This window comes from Arenimonas sp. (assembly GCF_041913985.1).
Taxonomy (GTDB): Bacteria; Pseudomonadota; Gammaproteobacteria; order Xanthomonadales; family Xanthomonadaceae; genus Arenimonas.
Genome location: NZ_JAYSEG010000001.1, coordinates 26,310 through 43,572, shown reverse-complemented (window position 1 = coordinate 43,572; position 17,263 = coordinate 26,310). Strand labels below are relative to the sequence as shown.

Annotated in this window: 15 protein-coding genes; 6 read left to right on the top strand and 9 right to left on the bottom strand. The window is 68.5% G+C overall.

Annotated elements, in window-relative coordinates; genetic code table 11:
* Nucleotide 1: 1 nt before the first annotated feature.
* The 3 genes from ACE3Q2_RS00265 to ACE3Q2_RS00255 are packed head-to-tail and all read left to right on the top strand — an operon-like array spanning nt 2 to nt 2,392.
* Nucleotides 2–562, top strand: a complete 561-nt coding sequence (locus ACE3Q2_RS00265) for a DUF2878 domain-containing protein (protein ID WP_374471920.1) — start codon at nt 2–4, stop codon at nt 560–562.
* Nucleotides 559–1,353 (top strand): DUF1295 domain-containing protein, encoded by a 795-nt coding sequence (locus ACE3Q2_RS00260; RefSeq protein WP_231698419.1) that lies wholly within the window; start codon nt 559–561, stop codon nt 1,351–1,353. Before ACE3Q2_RS00265 ends, ACE3Q2_RS00260 begins: the two co-directional genes overlap by 4 nt.
* Before the next feature lie 4 nt (nt 1,354–1,357).
* Nucleotides 1,358–2,392 carry a cyclopropane-fatty-acyl-phospholipid synthase family protein gene (locus tag ACE3Q2_RS00255; RefSeq protein ID WP_231698420.1) on the top strand — a complete coding sequence of 345 codons (1,035 nt, stop codon included), beginning with the start codon at nt 1,358–1,360 and terminating at the stop codon, nt 2,390–2,392.
* Here ACE3Q2_RS00255 and ACE3Q2_RS00250 read toward each other — a convergent pair.
* The 5 genes from ACE3Q2_RS00250 to ACE3Q2_RS00230 form a co-directional block, all read right to left on the bottom strand.
* Nucleotides 2,376–2,855, bottom strand: coding sequence for a hypothetical protein (locus ACE3Q2_RS00250; RefSeq protein ID WP_231698421.1), 480 nt, complete (start codon nt 2,853–2,855; stop codon nt 2,376–2,378). The genes ACE3Q2_RS00255 and ACE3Q2_RS00250 overlap by 17 nt on opposite strands.
* A 220-nt stretch (nt 2,856–3,075) precedes the next feature.
* A complete protein-coding gene (gene ltrA, locus ACE3Q2_RS00245) occupies nt 3,076–4,767 on the bottom strand; it encodes a group II intron reverse transcriptase/maturase (protein ID WP_374471916.1) in 1,692 nt (563 codons plus the stop codon).
* Between the two features lie 977 nt (nt 4,768–5,744).
* Entirely contained in the window at nt 5,745–6,812 is a 1,068-nt protein-coding gene (locus ACE3Q2_RS00240; protein WP_374471914.1) for an OmpA family protein, read from the bottom strand.
* Nucleotides 6,813–6,984: 172 nt separating this feature from the next.
* On the bottom strand, nt 6,985–8,433 hold the full coding sequence (locus ACE3Q2_RS00235) for a bifunctional 2-methylcitrate dehydratase/aconitate hydratase (RefSeq protein WP_374471912.1): 1,449 nt from the start codon (nt 8,431–8,433) through the stop codon (nt 6,985–6,987).
* A gap of 116 nt (nt 8,434–8,549) precedes the next feature.
* Nucleotides 8,550–9,356, bottom strand: a complete 807-nt coding sequence (locus ACE3Q2_RS00230) for an alpha/beta fold hydrolase (RefSeq protein ID WP_374471910.1) — start codon at nt 9,354–9,356, stop codon at nt 8,550–8,552.
* A gap of 90 nt (nt 9,357–9,446) precedes the next feature.
* Here ACE3Q2_RS00230 and ACE3Q2_RS00225 point away from each other — a divergent pair, with 90 nt between their 5' ends.
* The 3 genes from ACE3Q2_RS00225 to ACE3Q2_RS00215 all read left to right on the top strand — a co-directional run bounded on the left by ACE3Q2_RS00225 (nt 9,447) and on the right by ACE3Q2_RS00215 (nt 12,814).
* Entirely contained in the window at nt 9,447–9,899 is a 453-nt protein-coding gene (locus ACE3Q2_RS00225) for a winged helix-turn-helix transcriptional regulator (protein WP_374471908.1), read from the top strand.
* 75 nt (nt 9,900–9,974) lie between these two features.
* Entirely contained in the window at nt 9,975–12,002 is a 2,028-nt protein-coding gene (locus tag ACE3Q2_RS00220; protein WP_374471906.1) for an FAD-dependent oxidoreductase, read from the top strand.
* A 305-nt stretch (nt 12,003–12,307) separates the two neighbouring features.
* Nucleotides 12,308–12,814 carry a cell wall hydrolase gene (locus tag ACE3Q2_RS00215; RefSeq protein ID WP_374471904.1) on the top strand — a complete coding sequence of 169 codons (507 nt, stop codon included), beginning with the start codon at nt 12,308–12,310 and terminating at the stop codon, nt 12,812–12,814.
* Nucleotides 12,815–12,884: 70 nt separating this feature from the next.
* On the opposite strand, the gene prpC is transcribed toward ACE3Q2_RS00215, so the two are convergent.
* The 4 genes from prpC to ACE3Q2_RS00195 are packed head-to-tail and all read right to left on the bottom strand — an operon-like array spanning nt 12,885 to nt 17,180.
* On the bottom strand, nt 12,885–14,033 hold the full coding sequence (prpC, locus tag ACE3Q2_RS00210) for a 2-methylcitrate synthase (RefSeq protein ID WP_374471902.1): 1,149 nt from the start codon (nt 14,031–14,033) through the stop codon (nt 12,885–12,887).
* A gap of 14 nt (nt 14,034–14,047) precedes the next feature.
* Nucleotides 14,048–14,935, bottom strand: a complete 888-nt coding sequence (prpB, locus tag ACE3Q2_RS00205) for a methylisocitrate lyase (RefSeq protein WP_374471900.1) — start codon at nt 14,933–14,935, stop codon at nt 14,048–14,050.
* A 51-nt stretch (nt 14,936–14,986) separates the two neighbouring features.
* Nucleotides 14,987–15,970, bottom strand: coding sequence for a malate dehydrogenase (locus ACE3Q2_RS00200; protein ID WP_374471898.1), 984 nt, complete (start codon nt 15,968–15,970; stop codon nt 14,987–14,989).
* Between the two features lie 10 nt (nt 15,971–15,980).
* Nucleotides 15,981–17,180 (bottom strand): aminotransferase class I/II-fold pyridoxal phosphate-dependent enzyme, encoded by a 1,200-nt coding sequence (locus tag ACE3Q2_RS00195; protein ID WP_374471895.1) that lies wholly within the window; start codon nt 17,178–17,180, stop codon nt 15,981–15,983.
* Between the last annotated feature and the right edge of the window lie 83 nt (nt 17,181–17,263).

Below are 17,263 nucleotides of genomic sequence, written 5' to 3'. Positions count from 1 at the left end.
CATGAACGCGATGCTGCTGGCCGCGGGCAACGTCGTCGGCTTCCAGCTGGTGTGGCTGGCGAGCATCGGCGGCGCCGGCGCCGGCGAGCCCTGGGCCGGGCCGGTGGCGGCGCTGCTGTTCGTCGTGGCCATGCTGGCTTGGGGCGGCAAGCGCCGGGAAGACCTGCGCCTGCTGGCCATCGCGCTGCCGCTGGGCATCGCGCTCGACACCGCCTTCGCCGCCTCCGGCTGGCTGGTGTACGCCGAGCCCTGGCCCTGGCATTCGGTGGCGCCGGTGTGGATCTGGTCGCTGTGGGCCGGCTTCGCTCTCACCCTGAACCACTCGATGGGCTTCCTGGCGAACCGCCCGTGGACCGCCGCCCTGTTCGGCCTGGTCGGTGGCCCGCTGGCCTACTGGACGGCCGCCGGCGCCTTCGAGGCGGTCAGCTTCGGCGCGCCCGTGGCCTGGACGCTGGGCGCCCTGGCGCTGGGCTGGGCGCTGGTGATGCCGCTGCTGTTCGCCCTGCACCGCCGCCTCGGCGGGCTGGCGCGGGCCGGCAACCGGGGGACGGCCGCGGCATGAATGCCTGGCTGCTCATCGCGCTCATCTGGGCCGGCTCGGCGCTGGTGATGGCGGCGCTGTGGGCCTTTTCCATGCGCGTGCGCAACGTCGGCTACGTCGACGTCGGCTGGGCCGGGCTGATGGCCCTGGCGGCGCTGCTGGTGGGCGCGCTGGCCGAGGGCTCGCCGATGTCGCGCAGCCTGGTGGCGATGTTCGGCAGCGTCTGGGGCGCACGCCTGTGCCTGCACCTGCTGCACCGCGTGCTCAACGAGGAAGAGGACGGGCGCTACCAGGCCCTGCGCGCCGCCTGGGGCGGCAGCCCGGCGAAGTTCTTCTGGTTCTTCCAGGCCCAGGCACTGGTGGTGGCGCTGTTCGCCCTGCCCTTCGTGGCGGCGGCGCAGAACCCCACCTTCCACTCGGGCCTGTGCACCGTGCTGGCCATCGGGGTGTGGCTGGGCGCGATGGTGGGCGAAGGCGTGGCCGACCGGCAGCTCGCGCGCTTCCGCGCCGACCCGGCGAACCGCGGCCAGACCTGCCGCACCGGCCTGTGGGCCTGGTCGCGGCACCCGAACTATTTCTTCGAGTGGCTGCACTGGTTCAGCTACGTCCTGCTGGCCGTCGGCGGCAGCCTGTTCTGGCTCAGCCTGGTCGGACCGGTGCTGATGTTCGCCTTCCTGTACCGGGTGAGCGGCATTCCCTGGACGGAGGCGCAGGCGCTGCGCAGCCGCGGCGAGGACTACCGCCGCTACCAGCAGGAAACCAGCGCCTTCTTCCCGTGGCCGCCGCGCCGCGCACCCCGCTCCCCGGAGTAAGCGAATGTCCCTGATCGACCTGTGCGAGCGCGGGCTCGTGCCCGACGCCCTGACCCGCCTCGGCATCCGCCGCCTGTGCGCGCAGCGCCTGCGCGAGGAAGGCGCCGGCGACCTGGCCCGGGCCGACGCCCGCTTCCGCGAACTGCTCGACGAACTGCGCCGCAGCCCCATCGCCATCGAAACCGACGCGGCGAACGAGCAGCACTACGAAGTGCCGGCGCGTTTCTTCGAGCTGTGCCTGGGCCGTCGCCTGAAGTATTCAAGCGCCTTCTACCGCACCGGCAGGGAAAGCCTGGACGAGGCCGAGGACGCGATGCTGGCGCTCTACGGCGAGCGCGCCGAACTGGCCGACGGCCAGCGCATCCTCGAGCTCGGCTGCGGCTGGGGTTCGCTGACGCTGTGGATGGCCGAACGCTTCCCGCAGGCGCGCATCACCGGCGTGTCGAACTCACGCAGCCAGCGCGAGCACATCCTGGCGCAGGCGGCCCGGCGCGGCCTGGGCAACGTCGAGATCCTCACCCGCGATGTGAACCGGCTGGAGCTGCCGCCGGGCGAATTCGACCGCGTGGTGTCGATCGAGATGTTCGAGCACATGCGCAACTACCGGCACCTGCTGGGAAACGTCGCCGGCTGGCTGAAGCCGGGCGGCAAGCTGTTCGTGCACATCTTCGCCCACCGCAGCCTGATGTACCCCTTCCTCACCGAAGGCGAGGACAACTGGATGGGCCGGTATTTCTTCACCGGCGGCCTGATGCCCTCGGCCGACACGCTGCTGCATTTCCAGGAACACCTGGCGATCGAGCAGCGCTGGCTGCTGCCGGGCACGCACTACGAGCGCACGGCCAACCACTGGCTCGAGAACCAGGACCGCAACCGCGGTGAAGTGCTGAAGGTGCTCTCGGCCGCCTACGGCGCGGCCGAAGCCGAGCGCTGGCACCAGCGCTGGCGGATGTTCTGGATGGCCTGCGCGGAGCTCTTCGGTTATGCCGGGGGCAACGAGTGGCTCGTCGCCCACTACCGCTTCAGCAAGCCTGCGTAGCGCTGGCCTGGCAGCCCGGCTTGGCGGTGGCGGGCGCGGCAGCCGCCGGCGCCGGCGCATCGGCCGCGGCGGCGGGCTTGCCAGTGGCCACGCGGATGCCCTTGGCCTTCATCCAGGCGTCGAACTCTTCCGCGGTCATGCGGCGGCCGTTCTGGTTCATGTCGAAACGCCAGGGCGTGTTGTCGTGCGCGGTCTTGGGCACGTAGCCGCTGTTAGAGGCCGTGGCGGCCGCCGGGCGGGCCGACGCGGGCGCGGCAGGCGCCGGGGTGGCGGGCTTGCGCAGGCGTTCGACGAAGGACAGCGCGTCCACCCGCAGGCAGCTGGCGGCGGCCGGCGCCCGCAGCATTTCCGGGGCCGGTACCGTGTCGGGCAGCGGCGCCAGCGAGGGCACCTCGCAGGGCGCGCCGGCGGCGAACGCGAACGCGGGGAACAGCAGCGGGGCCAGGAGCAGTTTGCGGATCATCGGACACCAGGGAACCGGTAGGCTGCGGAAAGCTTAGGCCCGGGCCACGCGGCGCGCAATCGAAGAAAACTGAACCCCCGGAAAGACGAAGCCCGGCGCGAGGCCGGGCTTCGTGGTGTTGCCTGCAGCGAACGCCGTCGGGTGGGAGGGGGCCGTTGCCGGCCCCCTCCCCCCTAAGAACCGTGCGTGCGGTTTTCACTGCACACGGCTCAAGCCCTGGCTAGGGCTTCACAACGGTGATACCCAAAGCGTGAACCTGAACGTGACAGCTGGGGTGTAACAGGACTCGGTTGGAGAGGAGGTCGGAACCTCCGGCCACCCGCGGCACGATGTGATGATCGTGCCAGCCTGACTCTGCGGTGATGGGCTGCCAGCAGTGTGCGCACTTGCCCTGTTGGGACAGAAACAGGCTCGCCCATTGCTTGCGGTGCGCGCGGGACCGGACCATGCGGTCCTGCCGCCGCTTCTCGCCGTATTGTTCGAACGCGGGATCGAACGGGTTGTATTCCGCCCTCACCTTCACGTGTCGCACTATCGGCGTGTCGGCAAGCCGGTAGAGCTCCAACAGCGGCTCTTCCGCCCCCATTTCTTCACGGCGTGCCGCGAATACCCAGTTGCGGGTCGCGTTGGTGTGGAAATACCTCTCCCGCACCCACCTCGAACCTTTGTTGTTGTGGCGTCGCCGTGCCCACCGCCACAGAGCCCCAAACACCAGGGCATCCATGCGGTTGAGCGTCTGCTTGGCCACAACGGGGTGGTGGTAATTCGCCCACCCCCTGAGCATCGGGTTCAGCATCTTGATCAGCATTTCCTGCCTGACCGTCTTATGGTCGCTGATGACTCCCTTTACCTTGCGATAGAACGTCGAAACGTTCTTCTTGCTCGGCTTGATCAGGAGCTTCCCGTTGTACTTGCGGAAGTTCCAGCCAAGGAAGTCAAAACCAGCATCGATGTGCGTCACGCGGGTCTTCTCCGCCGACAATTCCAGACCCCGGGTGGCGAGGAACTTCTCCACCCATGGCCGGACCGTGTTCACGAGCACCTCTTGCGAGGAGCCCGTAACCACGAAATCGTCGGCGTACCTGATGACGTTTATCTTTGCCTGCTGGGCTTTCGTGTAACCCAAGGCCGCGTACACATGCTCCTTGAGGCCACCCTCTAACCCATCCAACGCCATGTTCGCCAAAGTTGGCGAGATGATGCCGCCCTGCGGTGTCCCTTCCTCCGTCGGTTCGTACTGACCCCGGTAGAGGATGCCGGCCTTCAACCACTTGCGCAGGATTCCCGCGTCCAGAGGGACGTTGGTCACCAGCCAGTCGTGATTGATGTGGTCAAAGCAACCCTTGATGTCCGCTTCCAGCACCCAACCCGGCGAGTATTTCTTTGCCAGGCAGATGAAGTTCTGCGCCATGGCGTCATGCGTGGAACGACCTTTCCGAAAGCCGAAGCTGTTCGGGTCGCCCTTGCATTCCGCCACCGGTTCCAATGCCAGCAGATGAAGCGCCTGCATGGCCCGGTCCCGCATCGTGGGTATGCCCAGCGGGCGTTCCTTCCCGTTGGATTTCGGGATGAATACGCGCCGCAACGGCAGGGGTTTATAGCCGCGACGATGCAAGCCTGACAGCGCTTCCCATCGTTGCTGCGGTTCAGTCCAAAGCACACGGTCTACTCCGGCCGTGCGCTTACCTTGGTTTTCCGTCACTCGCCGAACGGCCAACATCTTGGCCGTCAGCGAGCGGGTCAGCATCCGTTGCAGGGCTTTCACCCTGCGCCAGTCGCCTTCCTGTGTCGCCTTCGCGATTCGTATCTGCATACCCCGGACGGTCCGGTGGACGTGATGCCAGTCAATGCTCATCCAGTCCTGCGGCCCGCCGGAGGGCGCAGATCCAACCTTGCAGTTGGACTCTTCCATGCTGCTCTCCTCAGTGTTGGTTGACCACATGAGGACGCAGTAACCCCGTAGGGGACTGTTGTCCCCATGCGGGTAGGTTCGATGCCGCCAAGAGGCGCGGCATCCACGTTGCGGGTGTCAGCAGATCGCCATCGCGATCCAGAACCACGCGGAAGTGGGCGTACTCTCGTACCAGCGTGATGTTTCAACGCCTATGCCGACGATTACCGCCGGCCATTCGCTTTCTCCGCGATCCCTGTCCCATGCATCCAACAGCGTTCCTTGCGGTTCGCCTGCCACGAGGGCGGATGGGTGGGGTTGCCACGTTCCCGTGATGTCACACGACCGGGTGAGGGTCTGTCTGTTCGCCGGTGAGCCTGATTAGCGACGTGCCCCGAAACTAAAGCGGGACAGCTGCTCACATACCGTTTTGGTCGATGCCTTAACCAGCAGCGTTGGCACCTTCGTCCTAACGGCGTTTATAGACAGTTCTCTGTTCGATACCCATACCGGTCAGCCTAGCTCCCGAACCGTAGTGCTGCTCACAGTTCCACGCACCACCCTCGCGGGTTGCGCGCTCCTGGCCATGCAGGGGGCTTCATTGTCGGAAAGGCTTCGCACGAAACCGTTGCCGGTAACGCACGCTTTCCTAGGCTACCGCTAGTCGCATAGCGGGCTCGCTATCGTGCTTTTGGGCACGATTGAGCAATGACATCACGGACACGCAATCTGCGCGCCTGAAAAGGTTCTCTCCCCATTGCGGGAAGAGCACACCGTCTGCCCTCGAGACGAGGACTCCGGTCATCGTTGCGATGAGCGGCAGAGCATGGGAGTACAGACGCACCCCACCCTCTCCGCTTTGCGCGAAGACCCGGGAGGGTAGTGCCCTCCCGGGCTCCGTTTTTGGTACCGCGGGCTTCGGATGAAGCCCGCTTTTACATCGGGGTGTCTCGGAAAAGCCGAGTCTTTTCAGTGCCTTACGATTGCTCGTGTCGCACTTAGTTCTGGACGTTCAGCTCGGTGCGGCGGTTGCGCGCACGGCCTTCGCTGGTGTCGTTGGTGTCGATCGGACGGCTCTCGCCGAAGCCGTTCGGACCCACCAGGCGGCCGGCGTCGATGCCCTTGCCGGTCAGGTAGTTGTACACGGCGGCGGCGCGACGCTCCGACAGGCCCTGGTTGTACTGCTCGGTACCGACGGAGTCGGTGTGGCCGGCGACCTCAACCTTCAGCTGCGGGTACTTCTGCAGGATCGACACGGCCTCGTCGAGGATGGCCACGGCGTCCGGACGCAGGGTGTCCTTGTCGAAGTCGAAGTTCACGCCCTTCAGGTCGATGGTCAGCGGGACCGGGCAACCGTCCGGACCGATGGCCTGGCCGGCAACCGAGCCCGGGCACTTGTCGTCGCAGTTGTTGACGCCGTCGCCGTCGTCATCGAGGTCGGCGCAGGTCTTCTCGACCGGGGCCGGGGCTTCCGGCACGACCGGGGCCGGCAGGTCGCCGAGCTTCACGAGCACGCTGACGGAAGCCAGGATGTCGCCGAACGAGTTCGAGTTCGGGGCGGCGATCGAGGTGTCGTCGAACGCAAAGCGGCCGGTCAGCTCGCCGCGCAGGGCGTAGCGGTCGTAGTCGGCCTGGATGCCGGCGCCGAGGTTGGCGGCCATGAAGGAGTCTTCGCGCTGGCCCGGCGAGTTCGGGCTCGGGAAGGCGTTGAACTCTTCCTCGGCCTTCTGGAAGCCCAGGCCCATGCGGACGAACGGCCACCAGTTCTTGCCTTCGCGCAGGAAGTGGTAGCGGGCGTCGACGGACGCGCCGTACTGGCTGAACCAGAGGTTGCCGTTCTTCGGGTTCTGGTAGTTGGCTTCGACGTCGACCGACCAGTTCGGGGTGATGAACTTGCCGAGACCGAGGCCCATGAACAGGGCGTTGTCGGTGTTGCGGTCATCGTCCTGGAAGTTCTGGCCGAGGGTGCCGGAGACGTACCAGCGGTCGTCGAAATCCTGGGCCATCGCGGCCTGCGACATCGAAACGGCGCCAAGGAGGGCACAGCAGAGGAGTTTCTTCTTCATGATTTGCTCCGTATTCAAGGGGAAACAGCTCAAACGGTGCGGACTAATCCTCGCGAGAGGGGCCCCGCCAGAGTCAACCCAGACCATAGTGGTCTGAATGTTAACGGGAAGCTAACAAATTGGCCGCGGCTTGGCAAGCTGGCCCGGGGGCCCGCCCGCCCATTCCGGGCGCTCAGAGGGCGAACAGGTCCATGAAGCGGTGGATGGGGGTGGCCTCGAACCGGGAGGTGTCCCCGGTGAGGGCCAGGACCTGCTGGACCTTCCGGGCCGGCAGCTGGCCGGCGATGGCCGCCTCGAACTTGCGCAGCAGGACCGGGACGCCCTCGCCGCGACGCTCGCGGTGCCCGATCGGGGCGTCCACCGAGACCTTGCCGGTAGAGGTGCCGTCCTTGAAGAAGACCTCGACGGCGTTGCCGATGTAGCGCTTTTCCGGGTCCATGTAGTCGCGGGTGAAGCGCGGCTCCTCGCGGACCTCCATCTTGGCGCGCAGGGCGTCGATGCGCGGGTCGGCGGCCACGGCGTCGCCGTAGTCCTCGTGGCCGAGGCGGCCGAAGATGAGCGGCACGGCCACCATGTACTGCAGGCAGTGGTCGCGGTCGGCCGGGTTGGCCAGCGGGCCGGTCTTGTCGATGATGCGCATCGCCGCTTCCTGGGTCTCGATGACCACGCGCTCGACCTGGTCGAGCCGGCCGGCGACCATGGCGTGCAGCTGCATGGCGCATTCGACCGCGGTCTGGGCGTGGAACTCGGCCGGGTGGCTGATCTTGAACAGCACGTTTTCCATCACGTAGCTGCCGAAGGTGCGCTCGAACTCGAAGGGCTTGCCCTTGAACAGCACGTCGGAGAAACCCCAGGTCCTGGCGCTGACCACGCTGGGGTAGCCCACGCAGCCCTTCATGGCGTTGAGCGCATGGGTGACGGCGCGGCGGCAGGCGTCGCCCGCGGCCCAGCCCTTGCGCGGGCCCGCGTTGGGCGCGTGGCGGTAGGTGCGCAGGGCGCCGCCGTCGGCCCAGCTGTGGCTGACGGCGTTGATGATTTCCTCCTTGCCGCCGCCCAGCATGTGCGTGGCCACGGCGGTCGAGGCCAGGCGCACCAGCAGCACGTGGTCGAGGCCGACGCGGTTGAAGCTGTTCTTCAGCGCGTAGCAGCCCTGGATCTCGTGCGCCTTGATGGCCCAGGTGAGGATGTCGCGCACGGTGATCGGCTTGCCGTGCTCGCGCTCGGCCTTGCGGCTGAGGTAGTCGCCGACGGCGAGGATGGCGCCGAGGTTGTCGGACGGGTGGCCCCATTCGGCGGCGAGCCAGGTGTCGTTGAAGTCGAGCCAGCGCACCTGCACGCCGATGTTGTAGGCCGCCTGCACCGGGTCGAGCTCGTGGCAGGTGCCCGGCACGCGCACGCCGCCCGGCAGGGTGGCGCCGGGCACCAGCGGGCCGAGGTGCTTGACGCATTCCGGGTGGCGCATGGCCAGCATCGCGCACGCCAGCGAGTCGAGCAGCATGTAGCGCGCCGTGGTGTAGGCCTCCGACGAACCGATGTAGTAGTCGGTGACGTAATTGGCGATGTCGACCATCGACTGGTCGGGCTCGGGGCGCTTGGCGGAGCGGTGGTCTTGGAGGCTCATCGGCGGGCGGTCCGTGCGTGCATTGGCGGAGTGGGCTTACTTTGCCAGAAGCGGCGCAAACCCGCCGGTCCTGGTCCTAGCCACAACGGACAATGGCCCCGCGCGCGGCCGTCCCCTCAGGCAGCGCGCGTGTCGATGAAGCCAGCCACATGCTCGAGCACCGCCGCGTCGTGCAGCACGGCGCGATGCCCGAGGCCCCGGGTGGCGAGCAGTTCGCCCTGCGTGGCGCGGGCGATGCGGCGGGCGTCGTCGAAGGGGATCACCGCGTCGTCGTGGTCGTGCACCACCAGCATCGGCTGGGCGATGCGCGCGGCGAGCTGATCGATATCCAGCGCCTCGGGCGCGAGGCCGGTGCGGCGATGCATCTTCTCGAAGAACCGGCGCCGCGCGGGCTCGGGCAGGCCCAGCCCGCGGCTCATGCGCGCCAGCACGCCGGCGAGGCCGGCCGGCGCCGCGATCGCCACCGTGCGCACGGCGTCGAGCCCGCGGCTCAGCGCCAGTAGCGCGGAGGCGCCGCCCATCGAATGCCCCACCACCGCGTGCAGCGGGCCGAGTTCAGCGGCCACTTCCTGCAATGCGTCGGCGAACACCACCGGGTCGGCCTCGCGGCCCGGGGAACGGCCGTGCGCAGGCGCGTCGAGGGCGATGAGCTGGTAACCACGCGCCGCCAGGCGTTCGCCAAGGCCGCGGAACTGCGACGCCCGCCCCTGCCAGCCGTGCAGCGCGAGCACGCGCGGCCCCTGTTCGCCCCAGCGCAGGCCGGCCAGGCCGAAGCGGAAGGTCACCGGCACCGCGCCCTCGGGGTCGGGACGACGGGAACGGCCCATGGGCCGGGTGGCCAGGAAGCGGGCCAGTTCGGCCGCGAGTTCGGGCGACAGCGCGCCCAGCAGGCGGCCCAGCGGACGGATCGGGAGGCGGGTCATGGCGGTTCCTTTTCGGTTGCTTGATGCAACTGAGGTGGAACCTACGCCTTTCGGTTGCTTGATGCAACTGGTATCCGTTAGGCTGCCGCCATGAAGCGAACCTCCTATTCAGAGATGGCCTGCCCCATGGCCCAGGCGCTGGAACGGGTCGGCGAATGGTGGAGCCTGCTGATCCTGCGCGAGGCCTTCCGCGGCGCCCGCCGCTTCGGCGACTTCGAGCGCCGGCTGGGCATCGCCAAGAACGTGCTCAGCGCCCGCCTGAAGCGCCTGGTCGAGGCCGGCGTGCTCGAGCGCCGCCCCTCCGCGGACGACGCCCGCGAGGTCGAATACCGCCTCACCCCCAGCGGCAAGGACCTGGCCCCGGTGCTGATCGCGCTGGCGCAGTGGGGCGACCGCTGGGTTTACGGCGGCCAGTCGCCGGTGCGCTTCGTGAACCGCCACACCGGGGCGCCGCTGGCCACGCTGGAGTTGCATGACGCCGACGGCAACCGCCTCGAACTGCGCGACGTGGGCCTGCGCCCCACCGGTGCCGACGCGCCCTGACCCCACCCTTCCCCGCCTTGTCCGCGCCGGATGAACCGGGCAAGGTGAAACGCTGAGACGACGCACGCGCCCGCCATGACCACGACGCCCTACCCGCACCTCTTCCAGCCGCTGGACCTGGGCTTCTGCCAGCTGCCCAACCGCATCCTGATGGGTTCGATGCACACCGGCCTCGAGGACCACGCGCGCGACTTCCCGAAGCTGGCGGCCTACTTCCGCGAGCGCGCCGAGGGCGGCGTGGGCCTGATGGTGACCGGCGGCATTTCGCCGAACCTGGTGGGCTGGCTCAAGCCCTTCGCCGGCAAGCTCAGCTGGCCCTGGGAAATCCACAAGCACCGCATCGTCACCGACGCGGTGCACGGGGCCGGCGGCCGCATCTGCCTGCAGATCCTGCACGCCGGCCGCTACGCCGCGCATCCGCTGCTGGTGTCGGCGTCCAAGGTCAAGGCGCCGATCAGCCCGCTCACCCCGCGCGCGCTCACCGCCTGGGGCGTCGAGCGGCAGATCCGCGCCTTCGTCACCACGGCGAAGCTGGCCCGCGACGCGGGCTACGACGGCGTCGAGGTCATGGGCTCCGAGGGCTACCTGATCAACCAGTTCCTGTCGGCGCGCACCAACAGGCGCAACGACGCCTGGGGCGGCACGCCGGAGAGGCGCATGCGCTTCGCGGTGGAGATCGTTCGCCGCATCCGCGAGGCGGTGGGCCCGGACTTCATCCTGGTCTACCGGCTGTCCATGCTCGAGCTGGTCGAGGGCGGTTCGGCCTGGGACGAGATCGTGATGCAGGCCAAGGCCATCGAGGCCGCCGGCGCCACGATCATCAACACCGGCATCGGCTGGCACGAGGCCCGCGTCCCCACCATCGCCACCTCGGTGCCGCGCGGCGCGTTCGCCGGCGTGACCGCCAAGCTCAAGCCGCACGTGTCGGTGCCGCTGGTGGCGACCAACCGCATCAACATGCCCGAGGTGGCCGAGGGCATCCTCGCCGCGGGCCAGGCCGACATGGTTTCCATGGCGCGCCCGCTGCTGGCCGACCCGCAGTGGGCCAACAAGGCCCGCGCCGGCCGCCGCGACGAGATCAACACCTGCATCGCCTGCAACCAGGCCTGCCTGGACCACGTCTTCGTGAACCGCAAGGCCAGCTGCCTGGTGAACCCGCGCGCCTGCGCCGAGACCGAGCTGGTCTACACCCCGGCGGCCACGCCCAAGCGCATCGCCGTGGTGGGCGCCGGTCCGGCCGGGCTGGCCTGCGCCACCGTGGCCGCCGAACGCGGGCACCGGGTCACCCTGGTCGACGCTGCTGGCGAGATCGGCGGCCAGTTCAACCTGGCCAAGAAGATCCCGGGCAAGGAGGAGTTCCACGAAACCCTTCGCTACTTCGGCAAGCGCATCGAGCTCACCGGCGTCGAACTGCACCTGGGCCAGCGCGTGGACGCCGCGGCGCTGCTGGCCGGCGGCTACGACGAGATCGTGCTGGCCACCGGCATCCGCCCGCGCAAGGTGGCCTTCCCCGGCGCCGACCACCCGAAGGTGGTGAGCTACCTGGACGTGCTCACCGGGCGCGTGGTCCCGGGCGCGCGGGTGGCCATCATCGGCGCCGGCGGCATCGGCTTCGACGTGGCCGAATACCTCGCCCACGAAGGCCCCTCGCCCAGCCTGGACACCTCGCGATGGATGGCCGAATGGGGTGTTGCCCCCGACTTCGACGGCTCCGGTGGCCTGGCCAAACCCCGCCCCGAGGCCCCGGCCCGGCAGCTGTGGCTGCTCCAGCGCAGCCCGGGCAAGCCCGGCGCGCGCCTGGGCAAGACCACCGGCTGGATCCACCGCTCGGCCCTGAAGGCCAAGGGCGTGCAGGCCCTCGGCGGGGTCGAGTACCTGGGCGTGGACGACGCCGGCCTGCGCATCCGCGTGGACGGCCAGGAGCAGTTGCTGCCCGTCGACCACGTGGTGGTCTGCGCCGGCCAGGAACCACTGCGCGAGCTGGTGGAACCGCTGCAGGCCGCCGGCCGCGTCACCCACCTGATCGGCGGCGCGGACGTGGCGGCGGAGCTAGACGCCAAACGCGCGATCGACCAGGGCAGCCGCCTCGCCGCTGCCCTCTGAGCAATTACTCCAAGTCAAATCAAAGGCTTGGAAATTCCCGTTCAGGCAAGGTTGGTTTTTTGCCCGTACCATGCGCCGCTGGATCGGTGCCCGGCCAAGGGCCGCACCGACTGAAACGGCCCCGCAGCGCATGGCTTCGCGGGGATTCCGGGGGCGCCCAACCTAGCCCGCCCCCCGGAATGCGGGCAAGGCCCGTCCATCCCCAAAACGCCAGGCCGCAGGCCCTCCCCTCCCCCGTTGACCATTACGGGACCCGCCCGTTGGCGGGCGGGAACTTGCGGCGCAACGGAGCAAGGAGTTCCGCCATGAAGTTGTCTTTCATCCTTTGGCTGGCCCAGATCCTGCCCCAGCCTGCCGCCGACCCGCTGTGCCTGGCGACGACGGTGTACCTGGAAGCCCGCAACCAGTCCGAGCTGGGCCAGCGCGCGGTGGCCGAGGTGGCCCTGCGCCGCCGCGACAGCGGCCAGTGGGGCGATTCGGTCTGCGAGGTGGTCACCGCCCGCAAGCAGTTCGCGCCCACCATCGTGAACCCCGGCCTGCGCATGAAGAACCTCGAGGCCTGGCAGCAGGCCGTGGAAGTGGCCTTCCAGGCACAGCAGGACTGGCGCCTGCCGCCCGGCCAGCGGCACGAGGTGGTGCCCGGCGCCAGCCATTTCGCCGCGCTCGACCTGGCCAACCCGGCCTGGGCGGCCTCGCCGCGGGTGGCCACCATCGGCGACCACACCTTCTTCCGCGTGCAGCGCCTGAGCCCGCCGGTGCCCACGGTCACCGTGGCCGCCCTTCCCGCCACCACCCAGCGCATGGCGCCCTGAGGGCCGCCCCGCCGGAAAAAAAGAAGGCCGCGCATCGCTGCGCGGCCTTTTCTTTTGCCCAGGGGCGCGATCAGCGCTTGTCGAGCGGCACGAACGCGCGGTCCTCGGGACCGGTGTAGTTCGCGCTCGGGCGGATGATCTTGCCGTCGATGCGCTGCTCGATCACGTGCGCCGACCAGCCGCTGGTGCGGGCGATGACGAACAGCGGGGTGAACATCGCGGTGGGCACGCCCATCATGTGGTAGGCCGAAGCGCTGTACCAGTCGAGGTTCGGGAACATCTTCTTGAGGTCCATCATCAGCGTCTCGATGCGCTCGCTGACGTCGAACAGGACCTGGTTGCCGCCTTCCTTGCAGAGCTTGCGGCTGATTTCCTTGATGATCGGGTTGCGCGGGTCGCCGATGGTGTACACCGGGTGGCCGAAGCCGATGACGATTTCCTTGCGCTCCACGCGGGCGCGGATGTCGGCCTCGGCCTCGTCGGCGCTGCCGTAGCGGGCGATGATCTCCATCGCCACCTCGTTGGCGCCGCCGTGCTTCGGGCCGCGCAGCGCGCCGATGGCGCCGGTGATGCAGCTGAACAGGTCGGAGCCGGTGCCGGCGATGACGCGGGCGGTGAAGGTGGAGGCGTTGAACTCGTGCTCGGCGTACAGCACCAGCGACTGGTCGAGCGCGCGCGCATGCGAGGCGCTCGGCGGCTCGCCGTGCAGCAGGTGCAGGAAGTGCGCGGCGATGGTGTCGTCGTCGGTCTCGACGTCGATGCGGCGGCCGTTGCGGGTGAAGTGCCACCAGTACAGCAGCATCGAGCCGAAGCTGGCCATCAGCTTGTCGGCGATGTCGCGGGCTTCGTTCACCGGGTGGCCGTCGCGCTCGGGCAGCACGGTGCCCAGCACCGAGCAGCCGGTGCGCAGCACGTCCATCGGATGGGCGTTGGCCGGCACCAGCTCGAGCGCGTCGGTCACGATGGCCGGCAGGCCGCGCAGGCGGCGCAGCTTGGTCTTGTAGGCCGCCAGCTGGCTGGCCGTGGGCAGCGCGCCGTGCACCAGCAGGTGGGCCACTTCCTCGAAGCCGGCCTTGGTGGCCAGGTCGTGGATGTCGTAGCCTCGGTAGTGCAGGTCGTTGCCGCTGCGGCCGACGGTGCACAGCGCGGTGTTGCCCGCCGCGGTGCCGCTGAGGGCGACCGACTTCTTGGGCTTGGGCAGGTTCGTGTTTTCGCTCATCGGTGGCTCCTGGCTCAGTCTTTCTTCTGCGAGAAAAGTTCGTCGAGCTTGTCCTCGTAGGCGTGGTAGCCCAGGAAGTCGTAGAGCTCGGCGCGGGTCTGCAGCGTGTCGATGATGTTCTTCTGGGTGCCTTCGCGGCGCACCGTCTCGTAGAAGTTCAGCGCGGCCTTGTTCATGGCGCGGTAGGCGCCGCAGCAGTACAGCGCGATGTCCACGCCGGCCTCGCGCAGCTCGTCCGTGGTGAAGAACGGGGTGGAGCCGAACTCGGTGAGGTTGGCGAGGATGGGCACTTTCACCGCGGCCTTGAAGCGGCGGTAGTCGTCCAGGGTCTTCATGGCCTCGGGGAAGATCATGTCGGCGCCGGCCTCGACGTAGGCCACGGCGCGTTCGATGGCGGCGTCGATGCCCTCCACCGCCGCGGCGTCGGTGCGCGCCATGATCACGAAACCGGCGTCGGTGCGCGCGTCCACGGCGGCCCTGACCCGGTCCACCATCTCTTCCTTCGACACCACTTCCTTGCCCGGGCGGTGGCCGCAGCGCTTCTGGCCGACCTGGTCCTCCATGTGCACGGCGGCCACGCCGACGCGCTGGAAGGCCTTGATGGTGCGGCCGATGTTGAAGGCGCCGCCCCAGCCGGTGTCGATGTCCACCAGCAGCGGCATGCCGGTGGCGTCGACGATGCGGCGGGCGTCGGTGAGCACGTCTTCCATGGTGCTGATGCCTAGGTCGGGCACGCCCAGCGAATTGGCCGCCACGCCGCCGCCCGACAGGTACAGCGCCTTGTAGCCGACCCGCTTGGCCATCAGGCCGGCGTAGGCGGTGATGGCGCCCATCACCTGCAGCGGGGATTCTTCCTTGACGGCGGCGCGGAAGCGCGCGCCGGCCGAGTTCGCGTCAGTCATTTCGGTTCCCTCGAGTGCGAAGGCGGCCCGGGGGCCGCCTTCGCTGGTGGATCAGAGCAGGTGGGCGACGCCGGCCCGCTCTTCCTCGAGCTCGGCCAGGGTCTTGTCCATCATCGAGCGCGAGTACTCGTCGATCTCCAGGCCCTGCACGATCTCGTACTTGCCGTCCTTGCAGGTGACCGGGAAGCCGTACATCACGTCCTTCGGGATGCCGTAGCTGCCGTCCGACGGGATGCCCATGGTGGTCCACTTGCCCTGGGTGCCCAGCGACCAGTCGCGGATGTGGTCGATGGCGGCGTTGGCGGCCGAGGCGGCCGAGCTCAGGCCGCGGGCCTCGATGATGGCGGCGCCGCGCTTGCCGACCTTCGGGATGAAGGTTTCGCGGTTCCAGGCCTCGTCGCCGATCTTGTCCTTGAGCGAGGCGCCGTTCGCGGTGGCGAAGCGGTAGTCCGGGTACATGGTCGGGCTGTGGTTGCCCCACACCACCAGCTTCTCGATGTCGGCCACGGCCACGCCGGCGCGGGTGGCCAGCTGCGACAGGGCGCGGTTGTGGTCGAGGCGCAGCATGGCGGTGAAGTTGCGCGGGTCGAGGTCCGGCGCCGACTTCATGGCGATGTAGGCGTTGGTGTTGGCCGGGTTGCCCACCACCAGCACCTTCACGTTGCGCGAGGCGACGGCGTTGAGCGCCTTGCCCTGCACGGTGAAGATCTCGGCGTTCTTGAGCAGCAGGTCCTTGCGCTCCATGCCCGGGCCGCGCGGCATGGCGCCGACCAGCAGGGCCACGTCGGCGTCCTTGAAGGCGACCATGGGGTCGTCGGTGCCGACCATGCCGGCCAGCAGCGGGAACGCGCAGTCCTCGAGCTCCATCATCACGCCGCGCAGGGCGGCCTGGGCCTTCTCCATCGGCAGCTCGAGCATCTGCAGGATGACCGGCTGGTCCTTGCCCAGCATCTCGCCCGAGGCGATGCGGAACAGCAGCGAATAACCGATCTGGCCAGCGGCGCCGGTGACGGCGACGCGAACGGGGGTCTTCATGAAAGGCTCCTTACGAAAGTTCGGCGAAGAATTCCTGGATCCGCTGCAGGCCCTGGGGCAGCTGCTCGGTCGGGCAGGTGTAGCTGATGCGCAGCGCGCGCGGCTCGCCGAAGGCCGAGCCCGGCACGCAGGCCACGCCCTTGGCTTCGAGCAGCACCGAGCAGAAGTCGACGTCGTTGGCGATCTTCACGCCCTTGTGCGACTTGCCGAAGGCGCAGCTGATGTCGGGGAACACGTAGAACGCGCCCTGCGGCTTCGGGCAGACCACGCCCGGGATGGCGTTCATGGTGTCCACCACCAGGTCGCGCTTGGCCTGGAACTCGGCGCACTTGCTGGTGGGCACGTCCTGCGGGCCGGTGAGCGCGGCGATGGCGGCGGCCACCACCACTTCGGGCAGGTTGGTGATGTGGGTGGAATTGAGCACCGTGAGCGCCTTGGCCACCACTTCCGGGCCGGCCATGAAGCCGACGCGCCAGCCGGGCATGCCGTAGGTCTTCGACAGCGAGTCCACGAAGATGGTGCGCTCGCGCAGTTCCGGGCGGAACTGCACGAAGTTGTGGTAGCCCAGGCCGTCGAACACCATGGTGTTGTAGATGTCGTCGGTGATGACCCAGGTGTCCGGGTACTTGGCGACGACGTCGGCCAGCGCCGCGATCTCGTCGCGGGTGTAGACCATGCCGGTGGGGTTGTTCGGGTTGTTGAACAGGAACACCTTGGGCTTGGTCGCCAGCGCGGCGTCGAGCTGGGCCGGGGTGAGCTTGTAGTCCTGGCTGGCCGGGCACGGCAGCTCGAGGATCTTCGCGTTCAGCACCTCGGCGATGTCGGCGTAGGTGGTCCAGTAGGGCGTGGCGTAGGCGATGGTGTCGCCTTCGTCCAGCAGCGCCTCGGCCAGGTTGTACAGGATGTGCTTGGCGCCGATTCCGGTGGCGCAGTTCATGCGCGTGTAGCCAGTGAGGCCGAGCGCCTCGATGTGCTTGAGGAAGGCGTCGAGCAGGGCGTCCGAACCGCGGTTGCTGCCGTACTGGCCGCTGTCCTTGGCCAGCGCCTCGCGGGCGGCGGCGTAGACGTGTTCACCGGGCAGGAAGTTCGGGACGCCGATGGAGAAGCTGACGATGTCGCGGCCTTCGGCCTTGAGCTTCTTCGCCTTTTCGGCGACGGCCATGATGGCGCTGGGCTTGGCACGGCCCATGCGCTGAGCGAGCTGGGGCATCACTATCCTCGCGTGCTTGGTTGGCGGGATGGAAAACCGGTAAAGGATACCACGCCACCCTCCCCGGCCGGCCCGCCGGGGGC

Bases quoted from the DNA above. Each gene is read 5' to 3' on its own strand.
- prpC (WP_374471902.1), bottom strand. From the start codon at position 14,033: ATGAGCGAAAACACGAACCTGCCCAAGCCCAAGAAGTCGGTCGCCCTC.
- ACE3Q2_RS00240 (WP_374471914.1), bottom strand. From the start codon at position 6,812: ATGAAGAAGAAACTCCTCTGCTGTGCCCTCCTTGGCGCCGTTTCGATG.
- ACE3Q2_RS00235 (WP_374471912.1), bottom strand. From the start codon at position 8,433: ATGAGCCTCCAAGACCACCGCTCCGCCAAGCGCCCCGAGCCCGACCAG.
- prpB (WP_374471900.1), bottom strand. From the start codon at position 14,935: ATGACTGACGCGAACTCGGCCGGCGCGCGCTTCCGCGCCGCCGTCAAG.
- ACE3Q2_RS00265 (WP_374471920.1), top strand. From the start codon at position 2: ATGAACGCGATGCTGCTGGCCGCGGGCAACGTCGTCGGCTTCCAGCTG.
- ACE3Q2_RS00225 (WP_374471908.1), top strand. From the start codon at position 9,447: ATGAAGCGAACCTCCTATTCAGAGATGGCCTGCCCCATGGCCCAGGCG.
- ACE3Q2_RS00250 (WP_231698421.1), bottom strand. From the start codon at position 2,855: ATGATCCGCAAACTGCTCCTGGCCCCGCTGCTGTTCCCCGCGTTCGCG.
- ACE3Q2_RS00200 (WP_374471898.1), bottom strand. From the start codon at position 15,970: ATGAAGACCCCCGTTCGCGTCGCCGTCACCGGCGCCGCTGGCCAGATC.
- ACE3Q2_RS00215 (WP_374471904.1), top strand. From the start codon at position 12,308: ATGAAGTTGTCTTTCATCCTTTGGCTGGCCCAGATCCTGCCCCAGCCT.
- ACE3Q2_RS00260 (WP_231698419.1), top strand. From the start codon at position 559: ATGAATGCCTGGCTGCTCATCGCGCTCATCTGGGCCGGCTCGGCGCTG.
- ltrA (WP_374471916.1), bottom strand. From the start codon at position 4,767: ATGGAAGAGTCCAACTGCAAGGTTGGATCTGCGCCCTCCGGCGGGCCG.
- ACE3Q2_RS00195 (WP_374471895.1), bottom strand. From the start codon at position 17,180: ATGCCCCAGCTCGCTCAGCGCATGGGCCGTGCCAAGCCCAGCGCCATC.
- ACE3Q2_RS00220 (WP_374471906.1), top strand. From the start codon at position 9,975: ATGACCACGACGCCCTACCCGCACCTCTTCCAGCCGCTGGACCTGGGC.
- ACE3Q2_RS00255 (WP_231698420.1), top strand. From the start codon at position 1,358: ATGTCCCTGATCGACCTGTGCGAGCGCGGGCTCGTGCCCGACGCCCTG.
- ACE3Q2_RS00230 (WP_374471910.1), bottom strand. From the start codon at position 9,356: ATGACCCGCCTCCCGATCCGTCCGCTGGGCCGCCTGCTGGGCGCGCTG.